The organism is Synechococcus sp. 'PEA 65AY6A-5F PE A', from assembly GCF_047462575.1.
Lineage (GTDB): Bacteria > Cyanobacteriota > Cyanobacteriia > Thermostichales > Thermostichaceae > Thermostichus.
Window position 1 is genome coordinate 31,753 of the sequence record NZ_JAOALE010000017.1, and the last position, 24,401, is coordinate 56,153.

Here is a 24,401-nt window from a genome sequence, read left to right on the forward strand (position 1 = left end):
GCAGATGGGGAGCCGGCTCAGGCAAAACTGGCTGGGGCAACTGGGGGGAGCCCTTGTGGCGGTTTGGATCGTCTGGGCGGAGGGGAGCGCCGCCTGGCCGAAGGACATAAAAGACATAATGTCGGCTGCCCCCGAAGCAATCTCTTCTCCTGCCTTGCCCATCCCGTGGGAGTGGGTATACGACTTGCAGGAGCAGGCGCGGCAACGGCAGTGTACGCTGGTGGGCCTGTTGCGCAGCCGGCCCCTGCCGGCCCCGGATCCCCAGTGGCAGGTGTACACTCGTCTGGATTTGGTTGCCACGCCTCAGACCAGTCGGTTGACCAGTGTGTTGTTTGCCAAGAACACTCGTACCCAAGCCTTGCAAGTGATCTATCAAGCTGCGGCGTCTGTGTACGACCCCGTTGAGCCATTGGATTTTGCCATGATCCTGCCTCTGGCCTGGCAGGACAACACCCTGCTGGCGCGGGAGTACGCAGGCTGGTTCCAGACCGACTTGAGCTGGGATCGGGCGGTGATCTGGCCCTTGCCCGCCGACTCGAACAGGATCCCACCGGTACAGGTTTGGGAGCCACCGCCGGCCCTGGGGTATGCCGAGCTGCTGGACTGGGATCCCCAGGCGCGAGGGCGGGTGCTGTTTGCCGTGGCCGATAGCCTGGAGGAGGTGCCGCGGCTGGTGAGCGTTGGCCCTGGTCAAGACTTGCTGTTGCGAGGGACGGCACCGCTGCCAACCTCCGAGCCTCCTCTCCCGCAAAAGGGCTGGACCAGCGCTACCCTCGCAGGGTCGGTACCCATTTGTCATGCCAACAACTTTGGGCTAAACATCAGGTAGTTCCTCCCCAGGGTTTTGGAGCTGCCGCCGATCTTTGGGGTGCTTAGGAGCCGAGGGGAGGATCTAGAGCAGCCCCTAGCGGGAGAGGGAGTAAGCATGCCTAGACCCCAAGTACGACGCGGCTGGCCTCTAGAGGCCTTTGTGGGCGATGTTATTGTCTGTACGCTGGAGGGATCCCATCTGGATCAGGTGACGGAGATCCGGATCAGCCCGGCGGGCAAGGGGATCCGGGTTAGCTTCGGGGATCCCTTGGGGCGCTCCCAAGAGCCGGTGCAGGCCACTGCCGAGGCGCTGACTGTGACTTTTGAGATCGATCCCAGCACCTACCCCGGCGAAAAGCGCATCGAGCTGATCTCGCCGGCAGGGCCCAGCGATCCCCTGCCGTTTTTGGTGATGATGTAGAGGCGCGCAGAGGGGAAGTGAGTCATGGCGTTGGCAACTGCCTCGACCGACTTGGGCGCGCTGCTGCTGGGAGTGGGCCTGTTGCTCCTGGTGGGAGGCTGGGCCTGGCGGCTGCGGCGACAGCAGCGAGCTGCTCCCCCAGACTCGACAACTGTTTTGCCGGCAACGGCGATTGACCTCTCTGCCCTTACGGCGGAACAGGCGGCCCAACTGCAGCCCTTCGAGCAGGCGGTGGGAGATCGGCCGCGGGATCCCATTGCCTGGTACAACCGCGCCACCACCCTCGACCAAATGGGGCAGGCCCAAGCCGCCCTGGCCAGCTACGACCGGGCCCTGCAGCTGAAGCCGGATTTTCCCGAAGCCTGGAACAACCGCGGCTCTCTGCTGGACGATCTCGGCCGTCACCAGGAGGCGCTAGCCAGCTACGAGCGGGCTTTGCAACTGAGGCCGGATTTTTTCGAGGCCCGCTTTAACCAGGCCAACACGCTGCGGCAACTGGGCCGCTACCAAGAAGCGCTACGCGCCTACGAGCAGGTTCTCACCTTCCGCCCCGACAGCGGGGAAGCCTGGCATCTGCACGGGCTGACCTTGGCCTCCTTAGAGCGGTGGCAGGAGGCGGTGAACAGCTACGACAAGGCCCTGGCCATCAATTCCAGCGATCCCCGGGTTTGGCAAAGTCGCGGGCTGGCCCTGGTGCACCTGGAGCGCTACGCCGAGGCTCTGGCCAGCTATGAACGGGCTCTGCAACTGGGATTGGAGTCGGCCTCTCTCTGGGCCGGCCACGCCCTCGCCCACCACCGCCTGGGCAACTGGATGGAAGCTCTCAACAGCTACGACCGCGCCCTGCAGCAGGATCCCCGGCGTTCTCAGATCTGGGTGCAGCGCGGCCTGGTGCTGATGGACTTGAACCTCTACGGGCTGGCCATCCAGAGTTTTGACCGAGCCCTGCAGATGGATCCCGACGATGCCGAGGCCCACTACGCCAAAGCCTGCTGCTGCGCCTGGGAAGGCCAGGTGCCCCAGGCCCTGCAAGCCTTGGAGCAAGCCCTGCGCCTGCAGCCGGAACGCTACCGCCCCTTGCTCGCCTCTGAGCCCTATTTCGACCTCATTCGCGAGGAGCCGAGTTTTGCATCCTTTTTGGCAGCCCTTGCCGGCACGGATCCCCCCAAGAACCCCCCGCCGCTGTCACGAACAGCCTCTTGACGTTCTCACCTCCCAGAAGGAGAGGAGAGGCTGGAATGCACAGGCTGTTTCACCGCCAACCTGACCCAATCACCAATAACCACGAGAGCACGCCAACAACAGAAATCCGGCAATTTCGTTGGGTCTTACGGGAAAATTGCGCTCTTTTGCCGATGAAACCCGCCGATTTTCCGTAGAGATGCTGTTGCTTGGGTCAAGAAACCTGGTCAAACTAAGAACGTTCCAGCTCTTGGCAAATCTCAACAGTGTCCGGTTGTGCTTCTAACGCCATCCCTGTAGCCCTGTAGCACCTGCTTGCGCAGGGTCTGGCTGGGCAAAAGCGTCTCTTGACTGGATGGGTGTTGGTTATGGGTGGGATCCTCAACCTTTGAATGGTTTTCGAGTTCCTTGAGTGCTGGTTCTACAGTTATTTTCGGCAAATCGGTAAAGTGGTTGTCTATGATAACGGCCCCTCGCCTGACCTCTCCCAAGAACTCCGTCTCCCTGAGGCGACCGGCGGCCCCCCCTCCATTGCCTTTGGCCAAGACCGGATTCCCAGCCGCATGTGGATCTATGGCATCTAGTGAGGATGTTAAAGCCCGAACTGCCGAACTGTTGCGGCTGTACCACCAGAATCGCGATCCAGCCCTGCGCAACCGGCTGGTGGAAATGAACTTGGGCTTGGTGCGCAAAGAGGCCCACCACTGGCGCAACCAATGCAATGAGGGGTACGACGACCTGGTGCAAGTTGGCTGTTTGGGTTTGATTCAAGCTATCGAACGCTTTGACATCAGCCGAGGCCTGGCTTTTAGCTCCTTTGCCCTGCCCTACATTCGCGGAGAAATTCAACACTACCTGCGGGACAAAAGCCCCACCATGCGGATCCCACGCCGCTGGACGACCCTGCAAAGACAAGCCAAGAAGGTGATTGCCCGTCTGCGGCAAGAGTTGGGCCGTTCTCCCTCTGAGGCCGAGGTGAGGGAAGCCCTGCAACTGACGGAGCAGGAATGGCGAGAGCTGGAGCTGGCCCAACAAAACAGCCTTTTGCTCAGCCTAGATGCTCCCGTACAAGTTGAAGAAGACAGCGTTGCTTTGGGGGATACCATTCCCGATCAGCGCTACCGCAGCTTTCAACTGGCCGAAGAAGATCGCATTCGCCTGCAAAATGCCTTGGCCAAGCTGGAGGAGCGCACCCGCCAGATTTTGGAATTTGTCTTCTTCTACGACTTCACCCAAAAAGAGACGGCAGAGCGGCTGGGAATTAGCGCCGTTACCGTTTCCCGACAGGTTAAAAAGGGCCTGGAGCGCTTGGCTAAGCTGCTGAGTCAGGACATTTTTTAGGGCGTTGCCGAGAAGGAAGATCCCTGGGCTTCGCGACAGTCTCCAGCGCTTTTCCAGGCAGATCTGAACCCTCTCCCAAAGTGGAGATCAAGGCGACAAAGAGCCTCACAACGACTTTCCCGTAGTCCAAGGCTTTGGTTACTTCAATATCAGTGCAGTATCCTGGTCGAAATAGCTGTAACTTGTGTCTTCGCTTTAATCTTTTTTGTCTCGAGCTTTGTCTGAAGCTTGATCTTTGTCTTGGGAACAATTTGCTCCCCGGTTCTGCAGTTGGCTTAGTTGGGAGCGCACCTGCAAGGCAATTTGCAAAGCAGCATCCAAAAGCTGCGACTGTTCGCTGGCCTGTTCTCTTAGCTGGAGCGCAGTCAGAGCTGCCAGCTCGTCGCCGAAGAACTCCCTTTGCTGCTCAATAAAGTCTTTGTTCTGCCGCAAGATCCGTTCAGTTTTCAAGGCGCGGATTAGGTCGCTGCGAGTCAGCTTCAGAGCCTCGATGATCTGATCCCGCTGGGGCAGCTTGGCCTCAGGATTGCCCGCCTCTACCAATTCATCGTTGATGTGAATGGCTTGAATGAGCCGATTGTAGCGATCTACTTCTTCTAGCAAGTTCAGCAAGAGCGGCATGCGGCGGCTGCGGAAAATCCAATAGGCTTGGCCCAAAGCGGCAATGGCTGTCAGGATTCCCCATTCCACCAGCCAACTTTCCCAACTGCTGCGCAGGCCAGGGATCAAAATTCGCCCCACCAAGGTCAGCAGGGATCCCCCTGACCAAAAGGTCAAGAAACGGCAGAACAAATCCAGCACCAACAGCAGGCCCAGCAGATCCCAAAAGGCGGAGAACTGGCGCAGCCAGTCTTTCCAGCGACGGATAGGCCGAGGTCGGTACAGCCAGGCTATGGGTACCCCAGAAAGGTTTTCCACCAGAAAAGGGGAAATGACCAGCTCTTGTAAATCCCGCCGCATGGCCATGGACTCTGCCAAGGGCTAAGTTTTCCACCCAATTCTACTGCCGGCACCTGAGATCCTGCTGAGATCCCTTCTCAGGGGTAAAAGCTGGCCAAAGAGGAGACAAGCAGGGTGAGTAGCCCAACTACGCCAACTGAAGGCACCTCTGGTTGAAGCGGAAAACTTTGCGGTCAAGTCGCGATTTTTGTGGGTTTCTCTTCCGCGGCCCAAAGCGGGTCCATGTCCAGGTAACGCCGGAAAGCCCAGTCCTCCGTGGCCCTCAGCATCACCACCGTGGCCAGATTCACCAGGCTCCCCTCGCCGGGGAAACTCCGCCGCTTCACCTCACGGATAAGCCGCTCCAGCACATTCGTGCTCTTGATGTGCCTCTGGTGGCCGCTGGGAAAGTCCAGGTAGGTCAGGGCCTCCCCCAGACCCTGGGCAAACACCTCCACCGCCCGCTTAAACCCGTACACAAACGCTTACACATAGCATACTGTCAGCGAAGTATTCGCTAACTGTATCGTTGCATACTGTCAGCTTGGCTAATGCAACTTTATTTTATGCTTTCCACCAGGGTCGGACCTGAAGTCCGACTCGGAAGGAGGAACACATGGGAAAAGGCTGGAGGTTACTAGGGGTACTGCTAGGGGTACTGGGGGTGGTTAGCTTGGTGGGTCTGAGCCTCGCCCAAGGCCTTGCCCAAGGCGAGGTCAAGGTGGGCGTACTCCACTCCCTTACCGGCTTGGTGGAGCAGAAACTAGAGTTCGCCTGGAACTTCGCCCAAAGATTTTACATAATGGACCGGGGACGTGTGATCCTGGAGGGTCGGACCTCGGAGGCCAGTCCGGAGACGGTGGGTCGGCTGATCAGCTTGTAGGAGAGGCCATGCGGTTGACCGAACGCGAGATCGATAAGCTCCTGATTTTCCTGGCGGCCGAAGTCGCCCGACGCCGCCTTGCTCGGGGACTCAAGTTGAACCACCCCGAGGCGGTGGCCTTGATCACGGCGGAGGTACTGGAGGGTATTCGCGAGGGTAAAAGCGTGGCTGAGCTAATGGACCTGGGAGCCCAGGTATTGAAACGGGAGGACGTAATGGACGGAGTGGCGGACATGATAGAAGAGGTTCAAGTAGAAGGCACCTTTCCCGACGGGACCAAGTTGGTAACGATCCACAAGCCTATTCGCTAGGGGGTAAAAATGCGGCCGCGGCCCTTTTTGCCTTGCTGGCCTCAGGGAGGCTTTTTTGGGAGATCTTGGTGCGAGGTGAATCGTGATTCCCGGAGAAATCTTCACCGAGTCAGGGGAAGTGGAACTCAACCCCGGCCGCCGCACGGTCCGCCTCGAGGTGGCCAATACTGGGGACCGTCCTGTTCAGGTGGGCTCCCACGCCCATTTCTTTGAGGTCAACCGCGCCCTTCGCTTTGATCGAGAAAAGGCCTATGGGTTCCGCCTCAACATCCCCGCTGGAACGGCTGTGCGATTCGAGCCTGGGGAGACCAAGGTGGTGGAACTCGTAGAGATAGCGGGTCTTAGGAGGGTTTACGGTATGAATGCCTTGGTCATGGGCTCCTTGGAAGAGAAGCGGGCGGAGGCGCTCCGTGCAGCTCGGGAAAGGGGGTTCCTATGAGGCTTTCCCGGGAAGCCCGTGCTCGCCTTTATGGACCCACAGTAGGGGATCGGATCCGCCTGGCCGATACCAATCTGATCCTGGAGGTGGAAGAGGATTGGACCCTGCCCCCAGGAGAGGAGGCGGTCTTCGGCGGAGGAAAGACTGTCCGGGACGGCATGGCCCAGTCTCAGAGGAGCCGGTCGGAGGGAGCCCCCGATCTGGTGATTACCAATGCGGTGGTCCTGGACTGGTGGGGTGTTGTCAAGGCAGATGTGGGTGTCCGGGATGGGCGCATTGTGGCCTTGGGTAAGGCGGGCAATCCGGACATCATGGACGGCGTTACGCCGGGCTTGGAAATCGGTCCAGGAACAGAGGTCATCTCTGGCCAAGGTCGGATCCTCACCCCCGGAGGTATTGATGTCCATATCCACTTCATCGCTCCCCAGCAAGCTTGGGAGGCCCTCTTTAGTGGCATAACCACCATGACCGGGGGAGGTACCGGACCGTCCGAAGGAACCAAGGCCACCACCTGTACCCCGGGCCCTTGGTATATCCACCGGATGTTGGAGGCCCTCGAGGGGCTACCCCTTAACTTCGGTTTGCTGGGGAAAGGGAACGCCTCCTCGCCCCAGGCGCTGGAGGAACAGATCCTGGCCGGTGCTATCGGGCTCAAGATTCACGAGGATTGGGGGGCTACCCCCGCCGTTATCGACACCGCTCTGACCGTGGCCGAGGCCTACGATGTCCAGGTGGCCATTCACACGGATACTTTGAACGAGAGCGGTTTTGTAGAGGATACGCTGGCGGCCTTCAAGGGGCGAACCATCCACACCTTTCACTCGGAGGGGGCCGGGGGAGGCCATGCCCCGGACATTCTCAGGGTAGTGGGGTACCCCAACGTGCTCCCCTCTAGCACCAATCCCACCATGCCTTACACGGTGAACACCCTTGACGAGCACCTGGACATGCTAATGGTGTGCCACCATCTAAGCCCCAATATCCCCGAAGACGTGGCCTTTGCGGAGTCCCGCATCCGACCCGAGACGATGGCAGCGGAGGATGTTCTCCATGATCTCGGAGCCATTAGCATGATGACCAGCGATTCCCAGGCCATGGGACGCGTGGGGGAGGTGATCCTAAGGACATGGCAGACAGCCCATAAAATGAAAGAGGAGCGGGGTCCACTACCGCAAGACAGCACGAGGAACGACAACTTCCGCATCCGGCGATACCTGGCTAAATACACCATCAACCCGGCCATCGCCCACGGGATCGCTGAGTATGTGGGGTCCATAGAGCCCGGAAAGTACGCGGACTTGGTCCTGTGGCATCCGGCTTTCTTCGGCGTCAAGCCCGATCTAGTTCTCAAAGCTGGCTTTATCGTTGCTGCGCCTATGGGAGATCCCAACGCCTCCATTCCCACCCCTGAGCCCGTCCGTTATCGCCCCATGTTTGCTGCTTTTGGCAAAGCGCTGACGCGAGTCTCGTTTACCTTTGTCTCCCAAGCCGCCCTGGAGAGGGGGGGGCTTCCGGCCGGGCTAAACCGTACTCTGCTTCCGGTACGGAAAACCCGGGGGCTCACTAAGAAGGATATGCGACTTAACGATGCCTTGCCCCAGGTAGAGGTGGACCCGGAGACCTATAGGGTTTTGGTGGATGGGGAGGAAATAACCAGCAAGCCTGCCGAGATCCTGCCTTTGGCCCAGAGGTACTTCCTTTTCTAGGAGACTTATGATCAAGACCTACGTGGTGACCCATCTTAGAAAGATGGAGGAGGGCATCCCTGAGGGGTTACAAGTGGTAGACTTACCCATGACCTCGGAGGAGCGTACCCAGGTGCGCCGGCGCTTGGAAACGCCAAGCGGCCTTGTCCTGAACCTGGCCCTGCCTACAGGAACTGTGCTTCAGCCAGGGCAGATTCTCTGTGTGGTAGAGGGTGTGGCCTACCGGGTAGTAGCAGCTCCGGAGGAGGTTCTCGTCATTTATCCCAGAAGTCTCAAGGAAGCGGCTCAAGTGGGCCACCTCATCGGCAATCTTCACCGCCCCATAGACCTTTCAGGGGAGGTGATTGCGATCCTCTACGATGCCGCTTTGGAAGAGCGGTTACGGAACCTTGGTTTGGTAGTGGTTAGGGAAATGCGCTCTTTCGCCAAGACCCCTCTGCCTGGGCATAGCCACTAGCGCTCCATGAAGGAAGTAGCCCTCCTCAGGCTTTTCCAACTCGCTGATACGGCCTTCCCGGTAGGAAGCTTTGTGCACTCCTACGGCTTGGAATCCTACGCGGCCGTTGGATTGGATCCTGGAAGGATACCCGATCTGATCCTCGCTGACCTTCGGCTTGGGCAGCTTCGTTTGGACCTAGCCGCCTTGGTGCTGGCCTTTGAAAAGAGTCCCGACCTCGAGGCCCTGCAACGGCTTAACGCCCTGCTTACCGCATGGAAGCCGGTACGGGGGGCCAGAGAGGCCAGCCTGCAGGTAGGAAGACGCGTTCTGGCGCTTCTAGGCCGTCTATATCCCAACCTGCCTTGGCCACCCTTACGGGAAGGGCATCAAGCAGTAGCCTGGGGTATTGCGGGAAAAATGCTGGGGCTTGAGCGGGAACCTCTGGCCCTGGCCTTCCTGCACACTTCCGTACAAGCTTTGCTTTTGGCCGGAACCCGGGTGTTCGCGTTGGGAGCTGAGCGTGCCCAACACATGCTTTGCTCCCTTCACTCTTCCATGGCCAAAACGGTGCAAGAGGTACTCCGCAACCCTGATGAGGCGTTGTTTGCCGCTACGCCTGCCTGGGACCTGAGAGCGCATCAACAGGACTTCCTATGGACCAGGCTGTTTCAGAGCTAAGGAGGGGGATTGTGAAACCGGTAAAAATCGGTGTGGCCGGGCCTGTCGGCTCAGGGAAAACCGCCCTTATAGATCGGCTGGCCAAAGCCATGCGGGATCGCTACAACCTTGCGGTGATCACCAACGACGTCTACACCTATGAGGACGCCGAATTCCTTGTGCGCTCGGGGGCTCTTCCCCCCGAGCGGATCGCAGGGGTGAGGACGGGAGGATGCCCTCATACGGCCATTCGCGAAGACCCTGCAGCCAACCAGGAGGCGGTGGAAGCCATGCTGGCCCGCTTCCTCGATCTGGACATCCTTTTTTTGGAATCAGGGGGGGATAATCTCGCTGCTTCCTTTAGCCCAGAACTGGTGGACGTGTGGATCTATGTGATCGATGTGGCTGCGGGAGACAAGATTCCCCGCAAGGGGGGCCCAGGCATTGAAAAAAGCCATCTCCTGGTGATCAATAAGATCGATCTTGCCCCTTTGGTTGGGGCCGACCTTGGGGTCATGGAACGGGATACGCGGCTCAAACGGGGTTCACGTCCTTGGGTGTTTACCAACCTCAAGACGGGGGAAGGGCTGGATAGCGTGGTGGAGTGGATCCGACGGGAGGTCCTCTTTGAGGGAGACTGAGGCGTCCCCACCAGCTTTGGTTAGCCAATTTTTGGTTAGCCAATTGGAATTGGAGTTCATCGCTATCGGCGGCCGGACCCACCTGCGTAGGGCTTACAGCCGCGGTGCCCTCAAAGTGCTAAGGCCCTTTCCCTATGGGGAAGGCCTGGTGTTGCAGCTTTTGACCCTTGGCCCTGGCCTTATGGGAGGGGACCAGGTGGAGATCCGGGTTCATGTTGCTCCGGGGGCCAAGGTAATCCTCCTCAACCAATCGGCGACCAAGGTTCTCCCTGCCCGGGGGTATCGACCGGTGGTTCAGAGGCTCCTTTTTCGGGTGGAAGGCTTTTTGGAGTACTACCCCGGCCTCACCATTCCCCACCCCGCCTCGGCCTTGGACCAAAGGATGGAGGTGAGTTTGGGAACGGAAGCGTCTTTTAGCTGGATGGAAATGTATGCCCTAGGGAGATTAGCTAGAGGAGAAGTGGGAAAGTTTAAGTGGATTCGCGCCCGAACGGCGATTTTCGGCCAGGTTCCCTTTTATATGGACGCTTTGGAGCTCCTTCCTGAGGAGCTGGGTCCAAACCACCCAGGGGTTCTAGAGGGTCACCCCTACCTTGTGTGCGGTTTCTGGAACTGGGAAAGTCACCCCTTCTTTGAGGAAACGGAAAACGGGCTTCTAGGAGTGGGGCTTACCGCGTTCAGGCACTCTTTTCTTAGGGGGATTGGGAACAAGGAGGTGACCCAGAGGGCCCTAAAGATTTGGAGTCAGGAAAGAGCCTTAAGGGGGCTTCCAGCCGTAGACGTAATGCGCTATAGCAGCGCCCTTTAAAGGGCGCTGCCTGGCCGCTTGATCGTGTAAGAGGCTGTCGTAAAAGTCCTCCACAGGTCAAGTCGCGATTTTTGTGGGTTTCTCTTCCGCGGCCCAAAGCGGGTCCATGTCCAGGTAACGCCGGAAAGCCCAGTCCTCCGTGGCCCTCAGCATCACCACCGTGGCCAGATTCACCAGGCTCCCCTCGCCGGGGAAACTCCGCCGCTTCACCTCACGGATAAGCCGCTCCAGCACATTGGTGCTCTTGATGTGCCGCTGGTGGACCCCGGGAAAGTCCAGGTAGGTCAGGGCCTCCTCACCGTGTTTCCCTGACGGGAAAGCAGCCAGACCCTGGGCAAACACCTCCACCGCCCGCCGGTACCGGTAGCGCTCAACGAACCCCCGGGCCAGAGATTCCGCCGTGCCCCGCCGCCGCGCCACAAACACCTCCTGGAGCTCCTCGGCCACCACGCCCCGCTCCGCTTGGGGGATGGAAGGGTGGTCGTCGGAAATGACCAGCCTCACCCCCCGAAGCCCCCGCTCCACCAGGCCCTTCAGCAGGTTCCTCCAGGCCTCCTTCCGCTCCCCGCCCGCCGGCTCCACCACCAGCACCTCCCGGTAGCCTTCTTCGTTCACCCCCACCGCCACCAGAAGGGCCAGGTCCACCACCCGCCCGCCCCAGTTCACCTTGAAGTAGGCCGCGTCCAGGTAGAGGTAGGGGTAGGCCAGCTCCAAAGGCCGGCCGCGCCAGGCGGAGAGTTCCTCCTCCAGGCGCTGGGCTACCCTGGAGACCGCGTCCTTACCGATGCGCACCCGGGACACGCCCTCCGTGATGGCCGCCGCCTTGCGGGTGGAGACCCCTTGGAGGTACATCTCCAGCACCGCCTCTTCTACCTCCCCGGTCATCCGCTTGTACCGCTCAAAGACCTCGGTCAGGAAAGTCCCCTCCCGGTCCCGGGGTACCCGGAGCTGGGCGATCCTGCCCGCCGGCGTGATGAGGTCCCGGGTGGAGTAGCCGTTCCGCTCCCCGCGGCGGCTTGGGGTGCGCTCACGGTAACCCGCAGCCAGGTGCTCGGCCATCTCTTCTTCCAACACCTGCTCGTTCGCGTAAGCGGTGCGGAGCACTATGACGGCCTTGACCCCTTCCCGAATGCGCCGGCTGATCTCCTCCTTGGTCAACCTCTTGAGCTCCTCTCGGTCCATTCCGCCCTCCATGCTTAACCCACAAAATACGCAACACTACCAACTTTGCCCCTTACGGGCAGGCGATCTGCCCTGCTCCCGACGACAAGCCTTTCGACAGCTCAGATGCCCAGTTGTTTTTGAATCAGGGCCAGCCCCGCTTTTACCTCATGCGCTTGCTCCGTCCTGGCCTCAAGTTCAGCCAAATAACCCGCCACACCCGTTGCACCCAGTGCCTGGGATCCCTGCACGGCAAGGAGTGGTTTATCGCCGTCGCGCCGCCCGCCGACGAGCTGCAAGTGGACGAGATTCAGGCTTTTCGGGTGCCCGGCGATCGCTTTATCAAACTGGAGATGGGCACCTGGCATGCCGGCCCCTACTTCGACCACGAGGAGTTCATCGATTTCTATAATCTGGAGCTGGCCGACACCAACCTCACCGACCACGAGACGATCAACCTGCTCCAGACCTACAACCTGGAGTTTCAGATCGTCCCCTGAAGGCGGATCCCTGCAGTCTCGGCAAAAAAATCGATGTAGTCTTTACGCTTGAGCGCGGAAAGAGGTGCGGGGATCCGCAGCTACGCTATAGGAAGGGGCAGAGGCTGAACTCAGGTTCTAGCCCTAGAGGATCCGGCTGAGTTGGGTGAGCATTTCTTGACTGGGGTTCGAGTTCTGCCCTTGCCGACAGAAGTCTCGGCACAGCAACTTGTTGGGCCAGGTGATAGAACAGGGTCAAACCTGGCAGCGTTTTGGAGGTTTGTTGCGATGGCCGCACTCCAACTCAACAAGGTGAGCCGCCAGCTCTTGGGGGCTCTGGCCCTGTTCCTGTGCCTGGGACTGTTGTCTGCCTGCGACGAGGGTAGCAGCAGCACCGTCAGTCCCCCCAGCCTCACGCCCACTCCCACCCCCGCTGGTCGGTAAGCCCACAGGATCTTGCATGCCTTGGCAGCGGCTGCCCAGTTTGCAGCAAGTCTGGGCAGGGATGGTTTTGAGTCTGCTCTGCCTTTTTCTGTTGGCAGCCTGCGGCGGTGGGGAGGGATCCCTTACTGCGGTGGGGCCCCCTCCGGCAGGGGAGCTGCCCATCGCCGGTTTCTTGTGCCAGTTGGATCGCCAGACCCGCAGCTTTGCCGGCCCCATCTATGCCGAGCAGCCTCAGGCTGCCACCTGCAATCCCGGTCGCCTCACCCCGGCAGCAGCCCAAAAGATGATGGATCGGCTCAACTTTCTGCGGCTGTTGCACGAGTTGCCGCCGGTGAAGCTCAATCCCGAATTCTTGGAGGCCGCTCAGCAGGCGGCCCTGATGCAGGTGGCCAATGGCGCCCTCAGCCACCAGCCGCCCCCCTCTTGGCGCTGCTTTACCCCTGCTGGGGAGGCGGGATCCCGCTTCAGCAACCTGGCGGTTGGGCCCATCCTAGAGCTGAACGGCCCCGATCCAGGCCGGGTGTTGGCGCGGCAGGTGGACATCTATTTTGCCGAGCCAGGTCGAGAAAACTTTGTGGATGTGGGGCATCGCCGCTGGAACCTGTATCCTCAGTACGCCCAGGGGGCCTACGGCATTGTCTTTGACCCACGGGCTGGACGGGTGACCCAGGCCAACGCCAACTGGATCTTCGGTTTTGACGAGTCGGTGCCAGATCCAGAGTTCATCGCCTTCCCGGAGAAAGACGGCTACCTCTACCGCCTAGAAGGGTTTTCCGGCCAGCCCTTGTCTGCCTACCGCTGGTCTTTCTCGGTGCCCAGCCGCGGCGGCCTGTCTGACCTCAGCCAAGCCCAAATCCGCATCACCGATGCCGTCACAGGTGAGCCGGTGCCCGTTGGAGATATCCGGGTTGGGGATCCCGCCTTTGGCCTGGAAACTTTGACCTACTCCGTGGGTTCGATCCAGCCCAATCGCAACTACACCTTTGAAATTAGCGGCATTCGCCTCAACGGTGGCCCCCCCCGCAGCTACCGCTACACCACCGCTCTCTACGACTGCGATCCCCAAACTTCCCAACGGCCCGCACCCCTCACTGAAGGGCTGGGGATCCCGCCCCGTCTGCTCTGGCAGATGGAGCCTTTCAACTCTTTCAACCCTCTCAACTAGCTTTTCCTCACCCCCAGCCCCTTTCCCAAAGGGGAAAGAGGGGTCTGCTGCTCCTGGAAGCCTGACTTTATGCATAAAGCGCAATTCGAGAATGACAAAACTGCATAACCTGTTACAAAGTGTAACTGCCAATACCAAAGTTAACGGTTCGTCATCGCTAGGGTAGCCAGTGTTCACCCCACGGCAGCGATCATGGCGAACCAATTTGAACGCCTCAAAAGCGAAAAGGATGGGCTGGCGGTCAAGGCCGAGCTGGAGGCGTTTGCCCGGATGGGTTGGGAGAACATTCCTGAAGACGACCGGGATCACCGCCTCAAGTGGCTGGGGATCTTCTTTCGCAAGCGCACCCCAGGTCAGTTCATGCTGCGGCTGCGCCTGCCCAATGGGATCCTAACCAGCGGCCAAATGCGGATGTTGGGCGCAATCATCCACCCCTATGGAGAACAGGGCGTAGCCGACATCACCACCCGGCAGAACCTGCAACTGCGGGGCATCCCCATCGAGGAAATGCCCCAGATCCTGGGCTACCTGAAAGAGGTAGGCCTGACCAGCATCCAGTCGGGCATGGACAACGTGCGCAACATCACGGGATCCCCTCTGGCCGGTATTGACCCGGACGAGCTGATCGATGTGCGCGGCCTCACTCGCAAGGTGCAGGACATGATCACCAACAACGGCGAGGGCAACCCTTCCTTCAGCAACCTGCCGCGCAAGTTCAACATCGCCATCTGCGGTTGTCGCGACAACTCGGTGCATGCCGAGATCAACGACCTGGCCTTTGTGCCCGCCTTCAAAAATGGCCGCCTGGGCTTCAACGTCCTGGTGGGCGGCTTTTTCTCGGCTCGCCGCTGCGCCGAGGCAATTGGCCTAGATGTCTGGGTGGATCCCCGCGATGTAGTTCCCCTGTGCGAGGCGGTGCTGCTGGTCTACCGGGATCACGGCCTGCGGGCCAACCGGCAAAAGGCGCGGTTGATGTGGCTCATTGACGAGTGGGGCCTAGAGAAGTTCCGGGCGGCTGTGGAGCGCCAGATAGGCCACCCTCTGCCCAGGGCAGCGGAAAAAGACGAGGTGGTCTGGCACAAGCGGGATCTGCTGGGGGTGCATGCCCAGAAGCAGCCGGGCCTCAACTTTGTCGGCCTGCATGTGCCGGTGGGGCGGCTCAACGCCCTGGAGATGATGGAGCTGGCCCGCTTGGCGGAGGTGTACGGCTCCGGGGAGCTGCGGCTGACAGTGGAGCAGAACGTGCTCATCCCCAATGTGCCCGACTCCCGAGTGGCCCCGCTCCTCAAAGAGCCGCTCTTGAAGAAGTTCTCCCCCAACCCAGGGCCCTTGCAGCGGGGGTTGGTGTCGTGTACGGGCAACCAGTTCTGCAACTTTGCCCTTATCGAGACCAAAAACCGGGCTGTGGCCTTGATGGAGGAGCTGGAGGCGGAGCTGGAGATCCCCCAAACGGTGCGCATCCACTGGACGGGCTGCCCCAACTCCTGCGGCCAACCCCAAGTAGCCGATATCGGCCTTATGGGCACCACTGCTCGCAAGGACGGCAGGGTGGTGGAGGCCGTGGACATCTACATGGGGGGAGAGGTGGGCAAAGACGCCAAGCTGGGCGAATGCGTGCGCAAAGGGATCCCTTGCGAAGACCTCAAGCCGGTCTTGGTGGAGCTGCTCATTGAACACTTTGGGGCCAAGCCGCGTCAGCATCCGTCCGCCGCCCAGGCTTCTGTTTTGGTAACCCGCTAGCGGTTCTGTTGCCGTCCTGAAAGTTTTTCTTTCTTCGTCGTTGTAAATCTTGGAGGTTTCGATGTCTAAGCTGTTCAGCACTTCCTCTCCCGTCTCCCGTCGGCAATTTTTGGCCGGGGTGGCTGCTCTCACGGCTGGGGCGGCCACGGCTGGGATCCCGCGCGCCCAATCGCAATCCTTGGGGCAGGGCTACTGGGTGGCGCAGGCCGATACTCCCGAAACCACCAGCGCCAAGCTGGGGTTCATCGCTCTAACCGACGCTGCCCCCCTCATCATTGCCAAAGAGAAGGGGTTTTTTGCCAAGTACGGCATGAAGGACGTAGAGGTGGTCAAGCAGGCCTCTTGGGGCACCACCCGCGACAACTTGGTGCTGGGATCCGCCGCCGGTGGCATCGATGGGGCACACATCCTCACCCCCATGCCCTACCTCATCACCACGGGCAAAGTTACCGATGGCAAGCCGGTGCCTATGTACATTTTGGCCCGTCTCAATCTGGACGGTCAGTGCATTAGCATTTCCAACCAATATCGGGATTTGCAAATCGGCCTGGATAGTTCCCCCCTCAAGGCCAAGTTTGCCGAGCTTCGAGCTGCCGGCAAAGATCCCAAATGTGCGATGACCTTCCCCGGCGGTACCCACGACATGTGGATGCGCTACTGGCTGGCCGCAGGCGGGATCGATCCCACTAGCGACGTCTCCATCATTGTGGTGCCGCCGCCGCAGATGGTGGCCAATATGAAATCCAGAACCATGGAAGCCTTCTGTGTGGGCGAGCCTTGGAATGCCCAGCTGGTGAACCAAAAAGAGGGGTATACTGCCCTCACCACCGGCGAGCTGTGGAACGGCCACCCGGAAAAGGCCTTTGCCCTGCGGGCCGACTGGGTGGATGCGCACCCGAAAGCCACCCTTGCCCTGTTGAAAGCGGTGCTAGAAGCCCAGATCTGGTGCGACCAGATGGAAAACAAAGAGGAGATGTGTCGCATCATCGGCGACCGCCGCTGGCTGGGGGTGCCTGTGCCCGATATCTTGGGCCGTTCTCGGGGCACTTTTGACTACGGCACCGGCAAGGTCGTTGAAAACAGCCCCCACCTGATGAAGTTCTGGCAGAACTACGCTTCCTACCCCTTCAAGAGCCACGATCTCTGGTTCTTGACCGAAAACATCCGCTGGGGCTATCTGCCTGCCGACACCGATACCAAAGCCTTGGTGGAGCGGGTGAATCGGGAAGAACTCTGGCGAGAAGCTGCCAAAGCCATTGGTCAGGGGGCAGCCATTCCCCCCAGCACCTCTCGAGGAGTGGAAACCTTCTTCGACGGGGTGCAGTTCGATCCCGAAAATCCTGCCGCCTACCTGGAGAAATTGGCGATTAAGAAGCTGGCCTAATTTCCCAACTTTCCCCAGCAAGTTAGCTGCAAACCCTCTGTCCAGGAGAGAAGGGATCCCCGAATCCCCACAAAGAGTGTTCAACTTAAACCCCTTCTCTCTTGGGATCCTCTTAAGTTGACTTCAACCTTACTCCCAGCAAGCCATGAGGATTTTCCACTCTGCCCTACAGTTGGGCTACCACCTCTTTCGGATCCTGCTTCCCCTACTGGTTGGCCTAGGCCACTGGCTGCTGAAAACCGGCCAAGGTTCTGTTCTTCAGTCCAGTACCGGAATCGGTTCTCCCGCCAGTTCTGCACCTTCTTCTGCTTGGCGGCAAAGAGTCCAAATCCACAAAGCGCTGCGTCGCATTCTGTTGCCCGCTACGGCCATTTTGCTCGTCCTGATTCTCTGGCAAATCATTTACAGCCGTCCCGGAGCCAATTTGCCCACGCCTCTCCAAGTTTGGCAGGACACCTGGGATCCCCTCATTAAAGATCCCTTTTTTGACTATGGCGGCAATGCCAAAGGGCTGTTCTGGCAAATTTGGGCCAGCTTGCGGCGGGTGTTCATTGGGTTTGCCCTGGCCGGCTTGGTGGGGGTTGTGGGCGGCATGATCATCGGGGTCAATCGCTGGCTGTACGAGGCTTTGGATCCCATTTTTCAGGTGCTGCGCACGGTGCCGCCTTTGGCCTGGCTGCCGATTTCTTTGGCTGCCTTTCGAGATGCCAACCCTTCCGCCATTTTCGTAATCTTCATTACGGCCCTCTGGCCCATTTTGATCAACACCGTTGTCGGCGTACAGCAGATCCCTCAGGACTACCGCAACGTGGCCAGAATTGTGCGCATGTCCGGCTGGAAGTACTTTTTCAAAATCGTTTTCCCGGCAACTGTGCCCTACATTTTTACCGGCTTGCGCATTGGGGTGGGCTTGTCTTGGCTGGCCATTGTGGCAGCGGAAATGTTGATTGGCGGTGTGGGCATTGGATTTTTCATCTGGGATGCCTGGAATAGCTCCCGCATCAGCGAAATCATTCTGGCTTTGATCTATGTCGGGATGGTGGGTCTTCTGCTGGATCGGATCACGGCTTGGATTGGCTCGCTGGTGGTGGCTGAGGATCGCTAAATGAGCTTGGCCGAGTTTTAGATTGGTTGCTGACAATTTCTCCATGCTCTCAGAAATCATCTCAGAGGAATCATGAAGACCCAGCCTTACATTGAAGTGGATCATGTCGACAAGGAATTTCTCCTCGACAACGGAGAGATCTACCCTGTCCTGAAAGACATCCACCTGGAGATCCAAAAAGGGGAATTTGTCTCGTTGATCGGCCACTCTGGCTGTGGCAAATCGACCCTGCTCAACATCATTGCTGGCCTGGAAAAGCCTTCCCGAGGGGGCATTCTCCTGGAGGGCCGACAGGTTACGGATCCCGGCCCGGATCGCATGGTGGTGTTTCAGAACTATTCCCTGCTGCCCTGGCTGACCGTGCGGGAGAACGTTGCCCTGGCCGTGGACGAGGTGCTGGGATCCCTTCCCAAAGCGGAGCGGGACCGGATTGTGGCAGAACACATTCGCCGTGTGGGGTTGCAGGGGGCAGCCGACAAGCGACCGGCCCATCTGTCAGGAGGGATGAAACAGCGGGTAGCCATTGCCCGGGCTTTGGCCATCCGTCCGCGGGTGCTGCTGTTGGATGAGCCCTTTGGCGCTCTGGATGCCTTGACGCGCGGCAACCTGCAGGAGCAACTGATGGAGATTGCCCAGGCGGAGCAGCTCACCTGTGTCATGGTTACCCACGATGTGGATGAGGCCCTCTTGCTTTCGGATCGGGTGGTGATGATGACCAATGGCCCGGAGGCCCGCATTGGCCAGATTTTGCGGATCCCTTTTCCTCGACCCCGCCATCGTTTGGAAGTGGTGCGTCACCCCGATTACTACAGCCTGCGGGGAGAGATGATCTACTTTCTCAACCAGCAAAAGCGGGCTCGCCAAAAAACGCCTGTTCGCGTGGCCATTGCCAAACACGGCCTGGAGAAGGTCAATTTGGAGATTGGCTTTGTGCCCCTCAACGACTGCGCGCCTCTGGTGGTGGCCCAGCAAAAGGGCCTGTTTCAAAAGTACGGCCTGGAGCAGGTCACCCTGGTGCGGGAGCCAGGCTGGAAGACCATCTGGGAAGGGATCCGCTCCGGTCGGCTGGACGCGGCTATGGTGGTGGCCGGGATCCCGTTGGCTTCCACCTTGGGAGTAGGGGGAGTTCCGGTGCCTTTGATTACCGCGCTAACCCTCTCCCGCGGCGGCAACGCCATTACCTTTGGGCGCAGACTTTGCCTGCAGGGTGTTCTCAGTCCCTGGGATCTGCGCCAACACCTCCGGCAAACTCCTGACGTGGTTCATACCCTAGGGGTGGTGCACCCGGCCTCAATGCAAAACTTCTTGCTGCGCCATTGGCTGGCTAGCGCGGGGGTGGATCCGGATCGGGATGTCACGTTAACCGTGATCCCGCCGCCGCAGATGGTGGCCCACCTCAAGGCCGGCAACATCGATGGCTACTGCGTGGGCGAGCCCTGGAACTCCCGCGCCGTGCGGGAACAGTTGGGATTTATCGTCACCACCACTCCCGAAATCTTGCCCAGCCACATTGAAAAAGTGCTGACAGTGCGCCAGGATTGGGCGCAAAACTACCCCCGCACCCATGTAGCTCTGGTCAAGGCACTACTGGAAGCTTGCCAATACTGCGATCAGCCGCAGCACCGTTCTGAGATCTTGGAGTGGCTGGCTCAGCCCCAGTATGTGGGCGTGGCCCTGGAGGATCTGCAGCCGGGGTGGACGGGTATTCTGCAGCGGGGAATTGCCGATGAATCCCAAGCCCTCACCGGTTTTCACCAGTTTGCCAACGGGCGCAACACCTGTCCCGAAAGATTGGAACACCTCTGGATCTTGACGCAAATGGCTCGCTGGGGACTCTGCGCTTTTCCCCGCAATTGGGTTTCGGTTCTCGACCAAGTTCTGGACAGCAAAACCTACGCCCTAGCCGCTAGAGAACTGGGCCTGCCGGATCGGGCCCATGACCGCGGAGCTTTGCTCTTTGCCGATGGATCCCGCTTCGACGGAGAGGATCCCGTTGCTTACCTGGAGTCGGTGGCCATCCGGCAGGATCTGAAGCTGCAGGAGTACCGGCTCAGCGAAGTTTAGCTTTTGTTACCTTAAACTCTCGATTGGAAAACACCATGATGACCAGCTCCCGCACGTTCTCCTCACCGCTATCTTCTGCTTCTCCGGTTGCAGGACTGCCCCTTCTTTGTCTTCAGAATGTGGGCAAGACCTACTTCACCTCAGCAGGGCCCTTCGTTGCGCTGGAAAATATCAATCTGGAAGTGGCCGCCGGTGAGTTTGTTTGCATTATTGGCCACTCCGGTTGCGGCAAATCCACCTTGATCAACATGGTGGCGGGTTTTTCGACTCCCACTTCGGGATCCATCGCCCTCAAGGGCCAGCCCATCACCTCCCCAGGGCCAGATCGGATGATGGTGTTTCAACATTATTCCCTTTTGCCCTGGCTGACTGCCTTTGAAAATATTTATCTGGTGGTGGATCAGGTTTACCCAAACAAATCCCGGCGGGAGAAAAGGGAAATTGTTCAAGAACATCTGGAATTGGTAGGTTTAGCAGAGGCAGCCCACAAGCGGCCCAAGCAGCTTTCTGGAGGCATGAAGCAAAGGGTAGCCATTGCCCGCGCTCTTGCCGTTCGTCCAGAAGTTTTGCTGTTGGATGAGCCTTTTGGGGCCTTGGATGCCATTACCAAGGAAGATCTACAAGATGAGCTGCTGGCCATTTGGCGGGATCACCGCTGCACAGTTTTGATGATTACCCACGACATCGACGAGGCTCTCTACTTGTCAGACCGTGTGGTGATGATGACCAACGGCCCCGCTGCCCATATTGGTGAGATCTTGACCATTCCCTTTGAGCGACCGCGCATCCGCTCCCGCATTATGGAAATGCCTGAGTTCTACGAATTGCGTAACCGCGCCCTTGACTTCCTCTATCGCCGCTTTGCCCATAGGGAGGATTAAGCTACGAATCAAAACGCTTGGGGAGGGAAGTTGATGGCCACTGCTCCGGTTCAGGTAGTTCCAACCGATCTCCCAATGGAGGGGCGGGTCTTGCCCTGCCCAAAACCCTTGCCGACTATCTGGCCAATCCAGTTGCCCAAACCAAATGGGTAGATGGCTACATTGTGGAGAAAGTGGGGCAAACCTTAGGGCATGCAAAGATCCAAACCCGACTTCTCTTCCGTTGGCTCGGTTATGTTGAATGTCAGCCATTGGGGGGTATGGTTTTGGTGAAGGCTCCCGGCCAAACGAAAGGCGGAGTCAGAAGACCTGATGCTGCCTACTCATCTCCAGATTTAATCCAGCAATTTGGAGAGGATATTGCCACTTTGCCGCAGAGCTATCCCCTCACTGGAGAGATCCTCTCCCCAACCGACTCTGGAGAGGACATTTTCTTGAAAGCCCAGGAGTATCTCAGCTCCGGTGCGCTGGAAGTCTGGCTGGTTTTTCCCAAAAGCAAATTTATTTTTATCCAGACTCAGGATCGCCACCTTTGGCTAACCGAACAAGAGACTGCCAAAAGCCAGGTTGTATTGCCCGGATTTGAGATCCAAGTGGCCGATCTCCTCGGCTAAGAGATCCTTAACCTGATGGCCTATCGGGATCCAAAATGCAAGACACTTATCCATCCTGACAGGGATCCCCACTCATGGTGACCGCGATGGAGTCGGAAAAAGCTGTCATCAAAACCCTATGTCCCTATTGCGGTGTGGGATGTGGATTGGAGGCGGTTTCGACAGCCTCAGGTGACTGGAAAATGAGAGGCGACCGGGAGCATCCTTCCAGCTTGGGGATGGTCTGTGTAAAGGGAGCTACGGTTCTGGAGGCAGTTGGTCGAGATCGGCTGCTCTATCCCCTGTTTCGGGAGAGCTTGGGCCAGCCCTTTCGCCGCATTTCTTGGGATCAGGCTTTTGAGGAGATGGTTTCTCGGCTGCGCTGCCTCAAAGACAACCCTCACTCCATGGCTATGTATGGATCGGGGCAGTTGCTCACTGAAGACTATTACGTTGCTCAAAAGCTCATTAAGGGCTGCCTGGGCACCAATAATTTTGACACCAACTCGCGCCTGTGCATGTCCTCAGCCGTCTCGGCCTACACCCAATCCCTGGGATCCGACGGCCCCCCCTGCTGCTATGAGGATCTCGATCTCTGCAATCTGGCTTTTCTGGTGGGCACCAACACCGCCGAGTGCCACCCCATTCTTTTTAATCGCCTGAAGAAGCGGCACAAGCCCGGATCCCCCCTCAAAATGGTGGTCGTGGATCCCCGGCGCACTCAGACAGCAGAAGCTGCCGATCTCCACTTAAAAATTCGCCCCGGTACGGATATCGATCTTTTCAATGGGATTGCCCATTTGCTGTTGAAGTGGGGATCAATGGCTACCGATTTTATCGAGGGCTGCACCCAAGGTTTTGCCGAATATGCAGCTTTGCTGGCCGATTATGAGCCGCAGATTGTAGCCCAGCGCTGTGGAATTGCAACTGAGGACTTGATTGAAGCGGCCAAGCTCTGGCAGGGATCCCAGAGAGTTCTATCCCTTTGGTCAATGGGCCTAAACCAGTCCAGTGAGGGCACCGCCAAGATCACCAGCTTAATCAACCTGCATCTCCTGACCGGGCAAATTGGCCGACCGGGGACGGGCCCCTTTTCCTTGACCGGCCAGCCCAATGCCATGGGTGGTCGAGAGGCGGGGGGGTTATCTCATCTGCTGCCGGGATATCGGCTGGTGAGCCAGCCCCAGCATCGGGCAGAGGTGGAGCAGGCTTGGGGTTTGCCCAGCGGTTCCCTCTCTCCCTGCCCAGGGCTGAGGGCTACCGAGATGATTGCCGCTCTGGAAACCGGATCCCTGCAGTTCTTCTGGATTGTGGCCACCAATCCTTTGGTGAGCTTTCCGGATCTGGAACGGGTCAAAAAAGCCCTGAAAAAGTCTCCCTTTACCGTTTACCAAGAGGCTTATTACCCTACAGAAACGGCAGAATATGCCCATTTGCTTTTGCCCGCCTGCCAGTGGAGCGAGAAAACCGGGGTGATGACCAACTCCGAGCGCAGGGTTACCCTTTGTCAAGCCTTTCGAGATCCCCCTGGCGAAGCCCGACCCGATTGGGAGATCTTTGCTGAAGTGGGGCGCAGGTTGGGCTTTGAAGCGCAATTTTCCTTCCAAACCGCGGCAGAGGTTTATGCAGAATTTGCCGCCCTTACCGCAAATCGCCTCTGCGATCACTCCGGCCTCAGCCATGCCCTTTTGGCAGAACAAGGCCCTCAGCAATGGCCTTATCCCAAAGAAAGAACCTCGGCCCCTAAGTCCACTCGCCTCTACACAGATTGGCGTTTCCCGACCCCCGATGGCCGCGCCCGCTTTATCCCCCACCATTCCCGTGGCCTAGCAGAGCCGCCGGATCCCCAGTTTCCCTACGTATTAACCACGGGCAGGCTTTACGGCCATTGGCACACCCAAACCCGCACCGGCAGGATTGAAAAAATCAAGCAAATGCACCCCCAACCCTTTATGGAGATCCATCCTCGCGATGCGGAAAAACTGGGCATCCAAGATGGAGATTGGGTTCAAGTGCGTTCTGCCCGCGGACGGGCCTATTTCCCGGCCAAGATAACTGCCAACATTGCCCCTGGAACAGTGTTTGTGCCCATGCACTGGGGATCCCTCTGGGCAGAACAAGCCGAGTGTAATGCCCTTACCCATGACATCAGTTGTCCCGATTCCGGCCAGCCGGAATTAAAAGCCTGTGCCGTTGCTCTTGAGAAAGCCGACCCACCGCTCAAGCAATCCCCTCAACTCTAGATTTGGTTCCTAATCGAGGTTCCCATGACTCTGTTTCAGTTTGAGCAAGATTTTGCCGACTCTCTGCGATGCATTCCCATGAGCTTACGCCTGAAGCTGGATTTGTGCGGGATCAAGCTCAAGCTCCATCAATGGGCCAAGTTTTCCTTAGAAGAGCGGCGGAAGTGTGTTGATTGGCCCTCTGAATCTCCACAGGATCTAGAAGAACTCCGCAACCATCTGCGCCATTTGGTTCGCTCCATCTGCCACGAAGAGGCGCAAGAGATTCCCATTGACCCCCAGCCTGAATGGCAAAATCCCAACCAGATCCCAATGGCTGTCCAACAAAAAGCTCAAGACCTGGGGATCCGGCTTGCCCTCGATTTCTGGAGAAACTTGCACGATATCCAGAGATTTGCCTTGCTGAAGTTGAGCCGATCCCATCACGAAAACAAAAATTTCTTGCCCGCTCTGCGAGAGTTTGGCGTAAACTACCCGACCCTGACTGCTTCGCAGTACAGGGCGGGCTTTCGGTAGCCCTGCAGTTGGCAAGCCAACCACGAACCTCTAGGCTGGTTTACAGCAG

26 protein-coding genes and 1 pseudogene are annotated in these 24,401 nt (G+C 58.6%); 24 read left to right on the forward strand and 3 right to left on the reverse strand.

Annotated features, from left to right (window positions below):
* Positions 1-4 precede the first annotated feature (4 nt).
* The 5 genes from GG26_RS07415 to GG26_RS07435 all read left to right on the forward strand — a co-directional run bounded on the left by GG26_RS07415 (position 5) and on the right by GG26_RS07435 (position 3,754).
* The gene (locus GG26_RS07415; protein ID WP_041438096.1) at positions 5-829 is read left to right on the forward strand and encodes a hypothetical protein; all 825 of its coding nucleotides are present in this window, start codon (positions 5-7) and stop codon (positions 827-829) included.
* Positions 830-925: 96 nt separating this feature from the next.
* The gene (locus GG26_RS07420) at positions 926-1,231 is read left to right on the forward strand and encodes a hypothetical protein (protein WP_011429496.1); all 306 of its coding nucleotides are present in this window, start codon (positions 926-928) and stop codon (positions 1,229-1,231) included.
* A gap of 24 nt (positions 1,232-1,255) precedes the next feature.
* Positions 1,256-2,434 carry a tetratricopeptide repeat protein gene (locus GG26_RS07425; protein WP_414389695.1) on the forward strand — a complete coding sequence of 393 codons (1,179 nt, stop codon included), beginning with the start codon at positions 1,256-1,258 and terminating at the stop codon, positions 2,432-2,434.
* 428 nt (positions 2,435-2,862) lie between these two features.
* Complete coding sequence (locus GG26_RS07430; RefSeq protein WP_255344540.1) at positions 2,863-2,997, forward strand: hypothetical protein; 135 nt, start codon at positions 2,863-2,865, stop codon at positions 2,995-2,997.
* Positions 2,987-3,754, forward strand: a complete 768-nt coding sequence (locus GG26_RS07435) for an RNA polymerase sigma factor SigF (protein WP_414389699.1) — start codon at positions 2,987-2,989, stop codon at positions 3,752-3,754. The genes GG26_RS07430 and GG26_RS07435 overlap by 11 nt, the downstream gene beginning before the upstream one ends.
* Before the next feature lie 195 nt (positions 3,755-3,949).
* Here the strand turns inward: GG26_RS07435 and GG26_RS07440 are convergent, their stop codons facing one another.
* Both GG26_RS07440 and GG26_RS07445 read right to left on the reverse strand, forming a co-directional pair.
* Entirely contained in the window at positions 3,950-4,720 is a 771-nt protein-coding gene (locus GG26_RS07440; RefSeq protein ID WP_011429501.1) for a hypothetical protein, read from the reverse strand.
* A 167-nt stretch (positions 4,721-4,887) separates the two neighbouring features.
* Positions 4,888-5,172 carry a transposase gene (locus GG26_RS07445; RefSeq protein WP_071813498.1) on the reverse strand — a complete coding sequence of 95 codons (285 nt, stop codon included), beginning with the start codon at positions 5,170-5,172 and terminating at the stop codon, positions 4,888-4,890.
* A 137-nt stretch (positions 5,173-5,309) separates the two neighbouring features.
* Here GG26_RS07445 and GG26_RS07450 point away from each other — a divergent pair, with 137 nt between their 5' ends.
* The 8 genes from GG26_RS07450 (at position 5,310) to GG26_RS07485 (ending at position 10,577) form a co-directional block, all read left to right on the forward strand.
* Complete coding sequence (locus tag GG26_RS07450; RefSeq protein WP_011429502.1) at positions 5,310-5,576, forward strand: hypothetical protein; 267 nt, start codon at positions 5,310-5,312, stop codon at positions 5,574-5,576.
* Between the two features lie 8 nt (positions 5,577-5,584).
* Complete coding sequence (locus GG26_RS07455; RefSeq protein WP_041438099.1) at positions 5,585-5,887, forward strand: urease subunit gamma; 303 nt, start codon at positions 5,585-5,587, stop codon at positions 5,885-5,887.
* Between the two features lie 82 nt (positions 5,888-5,969).
* Positions 5,970-6,326 carry an urease subunit beta gene (locus GG26_RS07460; RefSeq protein ID WP_041438100.1) on the forward strand — a complete coding sequence of 119 codons (357 nt, stop codon included), beginning with the start codon at positions 5,970-5,972 and terminating at the stop codon, positions 6,324-6,326.
* Complete coding sequence (locus GG26_RS07465) at positions 6,323-8,032, forward strand: urease subunit alpha (protein WP_414389706.1); 1,710 nt, start codon at positions 6,323-6,325, stop codon at positions 8,030-8,032. The genes GG26_RS07460 and GG26_RS07465 overlap by 4 nt, the downstream gene beginning before the upstream one ends.
* Before the next feature lie 7 nt (positions 8,033-8,039).
* Positions 8,040-8,489, forward strand: coding sequence for an urease accessory protein UreE (ureE, locus tag GG26_RS07470; protein ID WP_011429504.1), 450 nt, complete (start codon positions 8,040-8,042; stop codon positions 8,487-8,489).
* Positions 8,490-8,495: 6 nt separating this feature from the next.
* Positions 8,496-9,149: an urease accessory protein UreF gene (locus GG26_RS07475; protein WP_414347582.1), complete on the forward strand. Its 654-nt coding sequence runs from the start codon at positions 8,496-8,498 to the stop codon at positions 9,147-9,149.
* Positions 9,125-9,769, forward strand: coding sequence for an urease accessory protein UreG (gene ureG, locus GG26_RS07480; RefSeq protein ID WP_049749711.1), 645 nt, complete (start codon positions 9,125-9,127; stop codon positions 9,767-9,769). Before GG26_RS07475 ends, ureG begins: the two co-directional genes overlap by 25 nt.
* 49 nt (positions 9,770-9,818) lie before the next feature.
* Positions 9,819-10,577, forward strand: a complete 759-nt coding sequence (locus GG26_RS07485; protein WP_143597337.1) for an urease accessory protein UreD — start codon at positions 9,819-9,821, stop codon at positions 10,575-10,577.
* A gap of 57 nt (positions 10,578-10,634) precedes the next feature.
* Here GG26_RS07485 and GG26_RS07490 read toward each other — a convergent pair whose 3' ends face one another.
* On the reverse strand, positions 10,635-11,735 hold the full coding sequence (locus tag GG26_RS07490; protein ID WP_414389711.1) for a transposase: 1,101 nt from the start codon (positions 11,733-11,735) through the stop codon (positions 10,635-10,637).
* Positions 11,736-11,908: 173 nt separating this feature from the next.
* On the opposite strand from GG26_RS07490, the gene GG26_RS07495 reads away from it, so the two are divergent.
* The 11 genes and pseudogenes from GG26_RS07495 to GG26_RS07545 form a co-directional block, all read left to right on the forward strand.
* Positions 11,909-12,238 carry an ureidoglycolate lyase gene (locus GG26_RS07495; RefSeq protein WP_414389714.1) on the forward strand — a complete coding sequence of 110 codons (330 nt, stop codon included), beginning with the start codon at positions 11,909-11,911 and terminating at the stop codon, positions 12,236-12,238.
* A 267-nt stretch (positions 12,239-12,505) separates the two neighbouring features.
* Positions 12,506-12,661 carry a hypothetical protein gene (locus GG26_RS07500; RefSeq protein WP_168173315.1) on the forward strand — a complete coding sequence of 52 codons (156 nt, stop codon included), beginning with the start codon at positions 12,506-12,508 and terminating at the stop codon, positions 12,659-12,661.
* A 16-nt stretch (positions 12,662-12,677) separates the two neighbouring features.
* Positions 12,678-13,826, forward strand: a complete 1,149-nt coding sequence (locus GG26_RS07505) for a CAP domain-containing protein (RefSeq protein WP_414389717.1) — start codon at positions 12,678-12,680, stop codon at positions 13,824-13,826.
* A gap of 192 nt (positions 13,827-14,018) precedes the next feature.
* Positions 14,019-15,566, forward strand: a complete 1,548-nt coding sequence (locus tag GG26_RS07510) for a ferredoxin--nitrite reductase (protein WP_414389720.1) — start codon at positions 14,019-14,021, stop codon at positions 15,564-15,566.
* A gap of 61 nt (positions 15,567-15,627) precedes the next feature.
* On the forward strand, positions 15,628-16,950 hold the full coding sequence (locus GG26_RS07515; protein WP_414389723.1) for a CmpA/NrtA family ABC transporter substrate-binding protein: 1,323 nt from the start codon (positions 15,628-15,630) through the stop codon (positions 16,948-16,950).
* 145 nt (positions 16,951-17,095) lie between these two features.
* Positions 17,096-18,055 carry a nitrate ABC transporter permease gene (gene ntrB / locus GG26_RS07520; RefSeq protein ID WP_011431708.1) on the forward strand — a complete coding sequence of 320 codons (960 nt, stop codon included), beginning with the start codon at positions 17,096-17,098 and terminating at the stop codon, positions 18,053-18,055.
* A 72-nt stretch (positions 18,056-18,127) separates the two neighbouring features.
* On the forward strand, positions 18,128-20,119 hold the full coding sequence (locus GG26_RS07525) for a nitrate ABC transporter ATP-binding protein (RefSeq protein WP_414389725.1): 1,992 nt from the start codon (positions 18,128-18,130) through the stop codon (positions 20,117-20,119).
* 38 nt (positions 20,120-20,157) lie between these two features.
* Positions 20,158-21,000 carry an ABC transporter ATP-binding protein gene (locus GG26_RS07530; protein WP_414389732.1) on the forward strand — a complete coding sequence of 281 codons (843 nt, stop codon included), beginning with the start codon at positions 20,158-20,160 and terminating at the stop codon, positions 20,998-21,000.
* Between the two features lie 17 nt (positions 21,001-21,017).
* Positions 21,018-21,614: a Uma2 family endonuclease gene (locus tag GG26_RS07535; protein ID WP_414389728.1), complete on the forward strand. Its 597-nt coding sequence runs from the start codon at positions 21,018-21,020 to the stop codon at positions 21,612-21,614.
* A gap of 86 nt (positions 21,615-21,700) precedes the next feature.
* On the forward strand, positions 21,701-23,836 hold the full coding sequence (locus GG26_RS07540; protein WP_414389735.1) for a molybdopterin oxidoreductase family protein: 2,136 nt from the start codon (positions 21,701-21,703) through the stop codon (positions 23,834-23,836).
* Between the two features lie 24 nt (positions 23,837-23,860).
* Positions 23,861-24,286 (forward strand): annotated as a pseudogene (locus GG26_RS07545) (nitrate reductase associated protein); the annotation flags it as partial.
* Positions 24,287-24,401 lie beyond the last annotated feature (115 nt).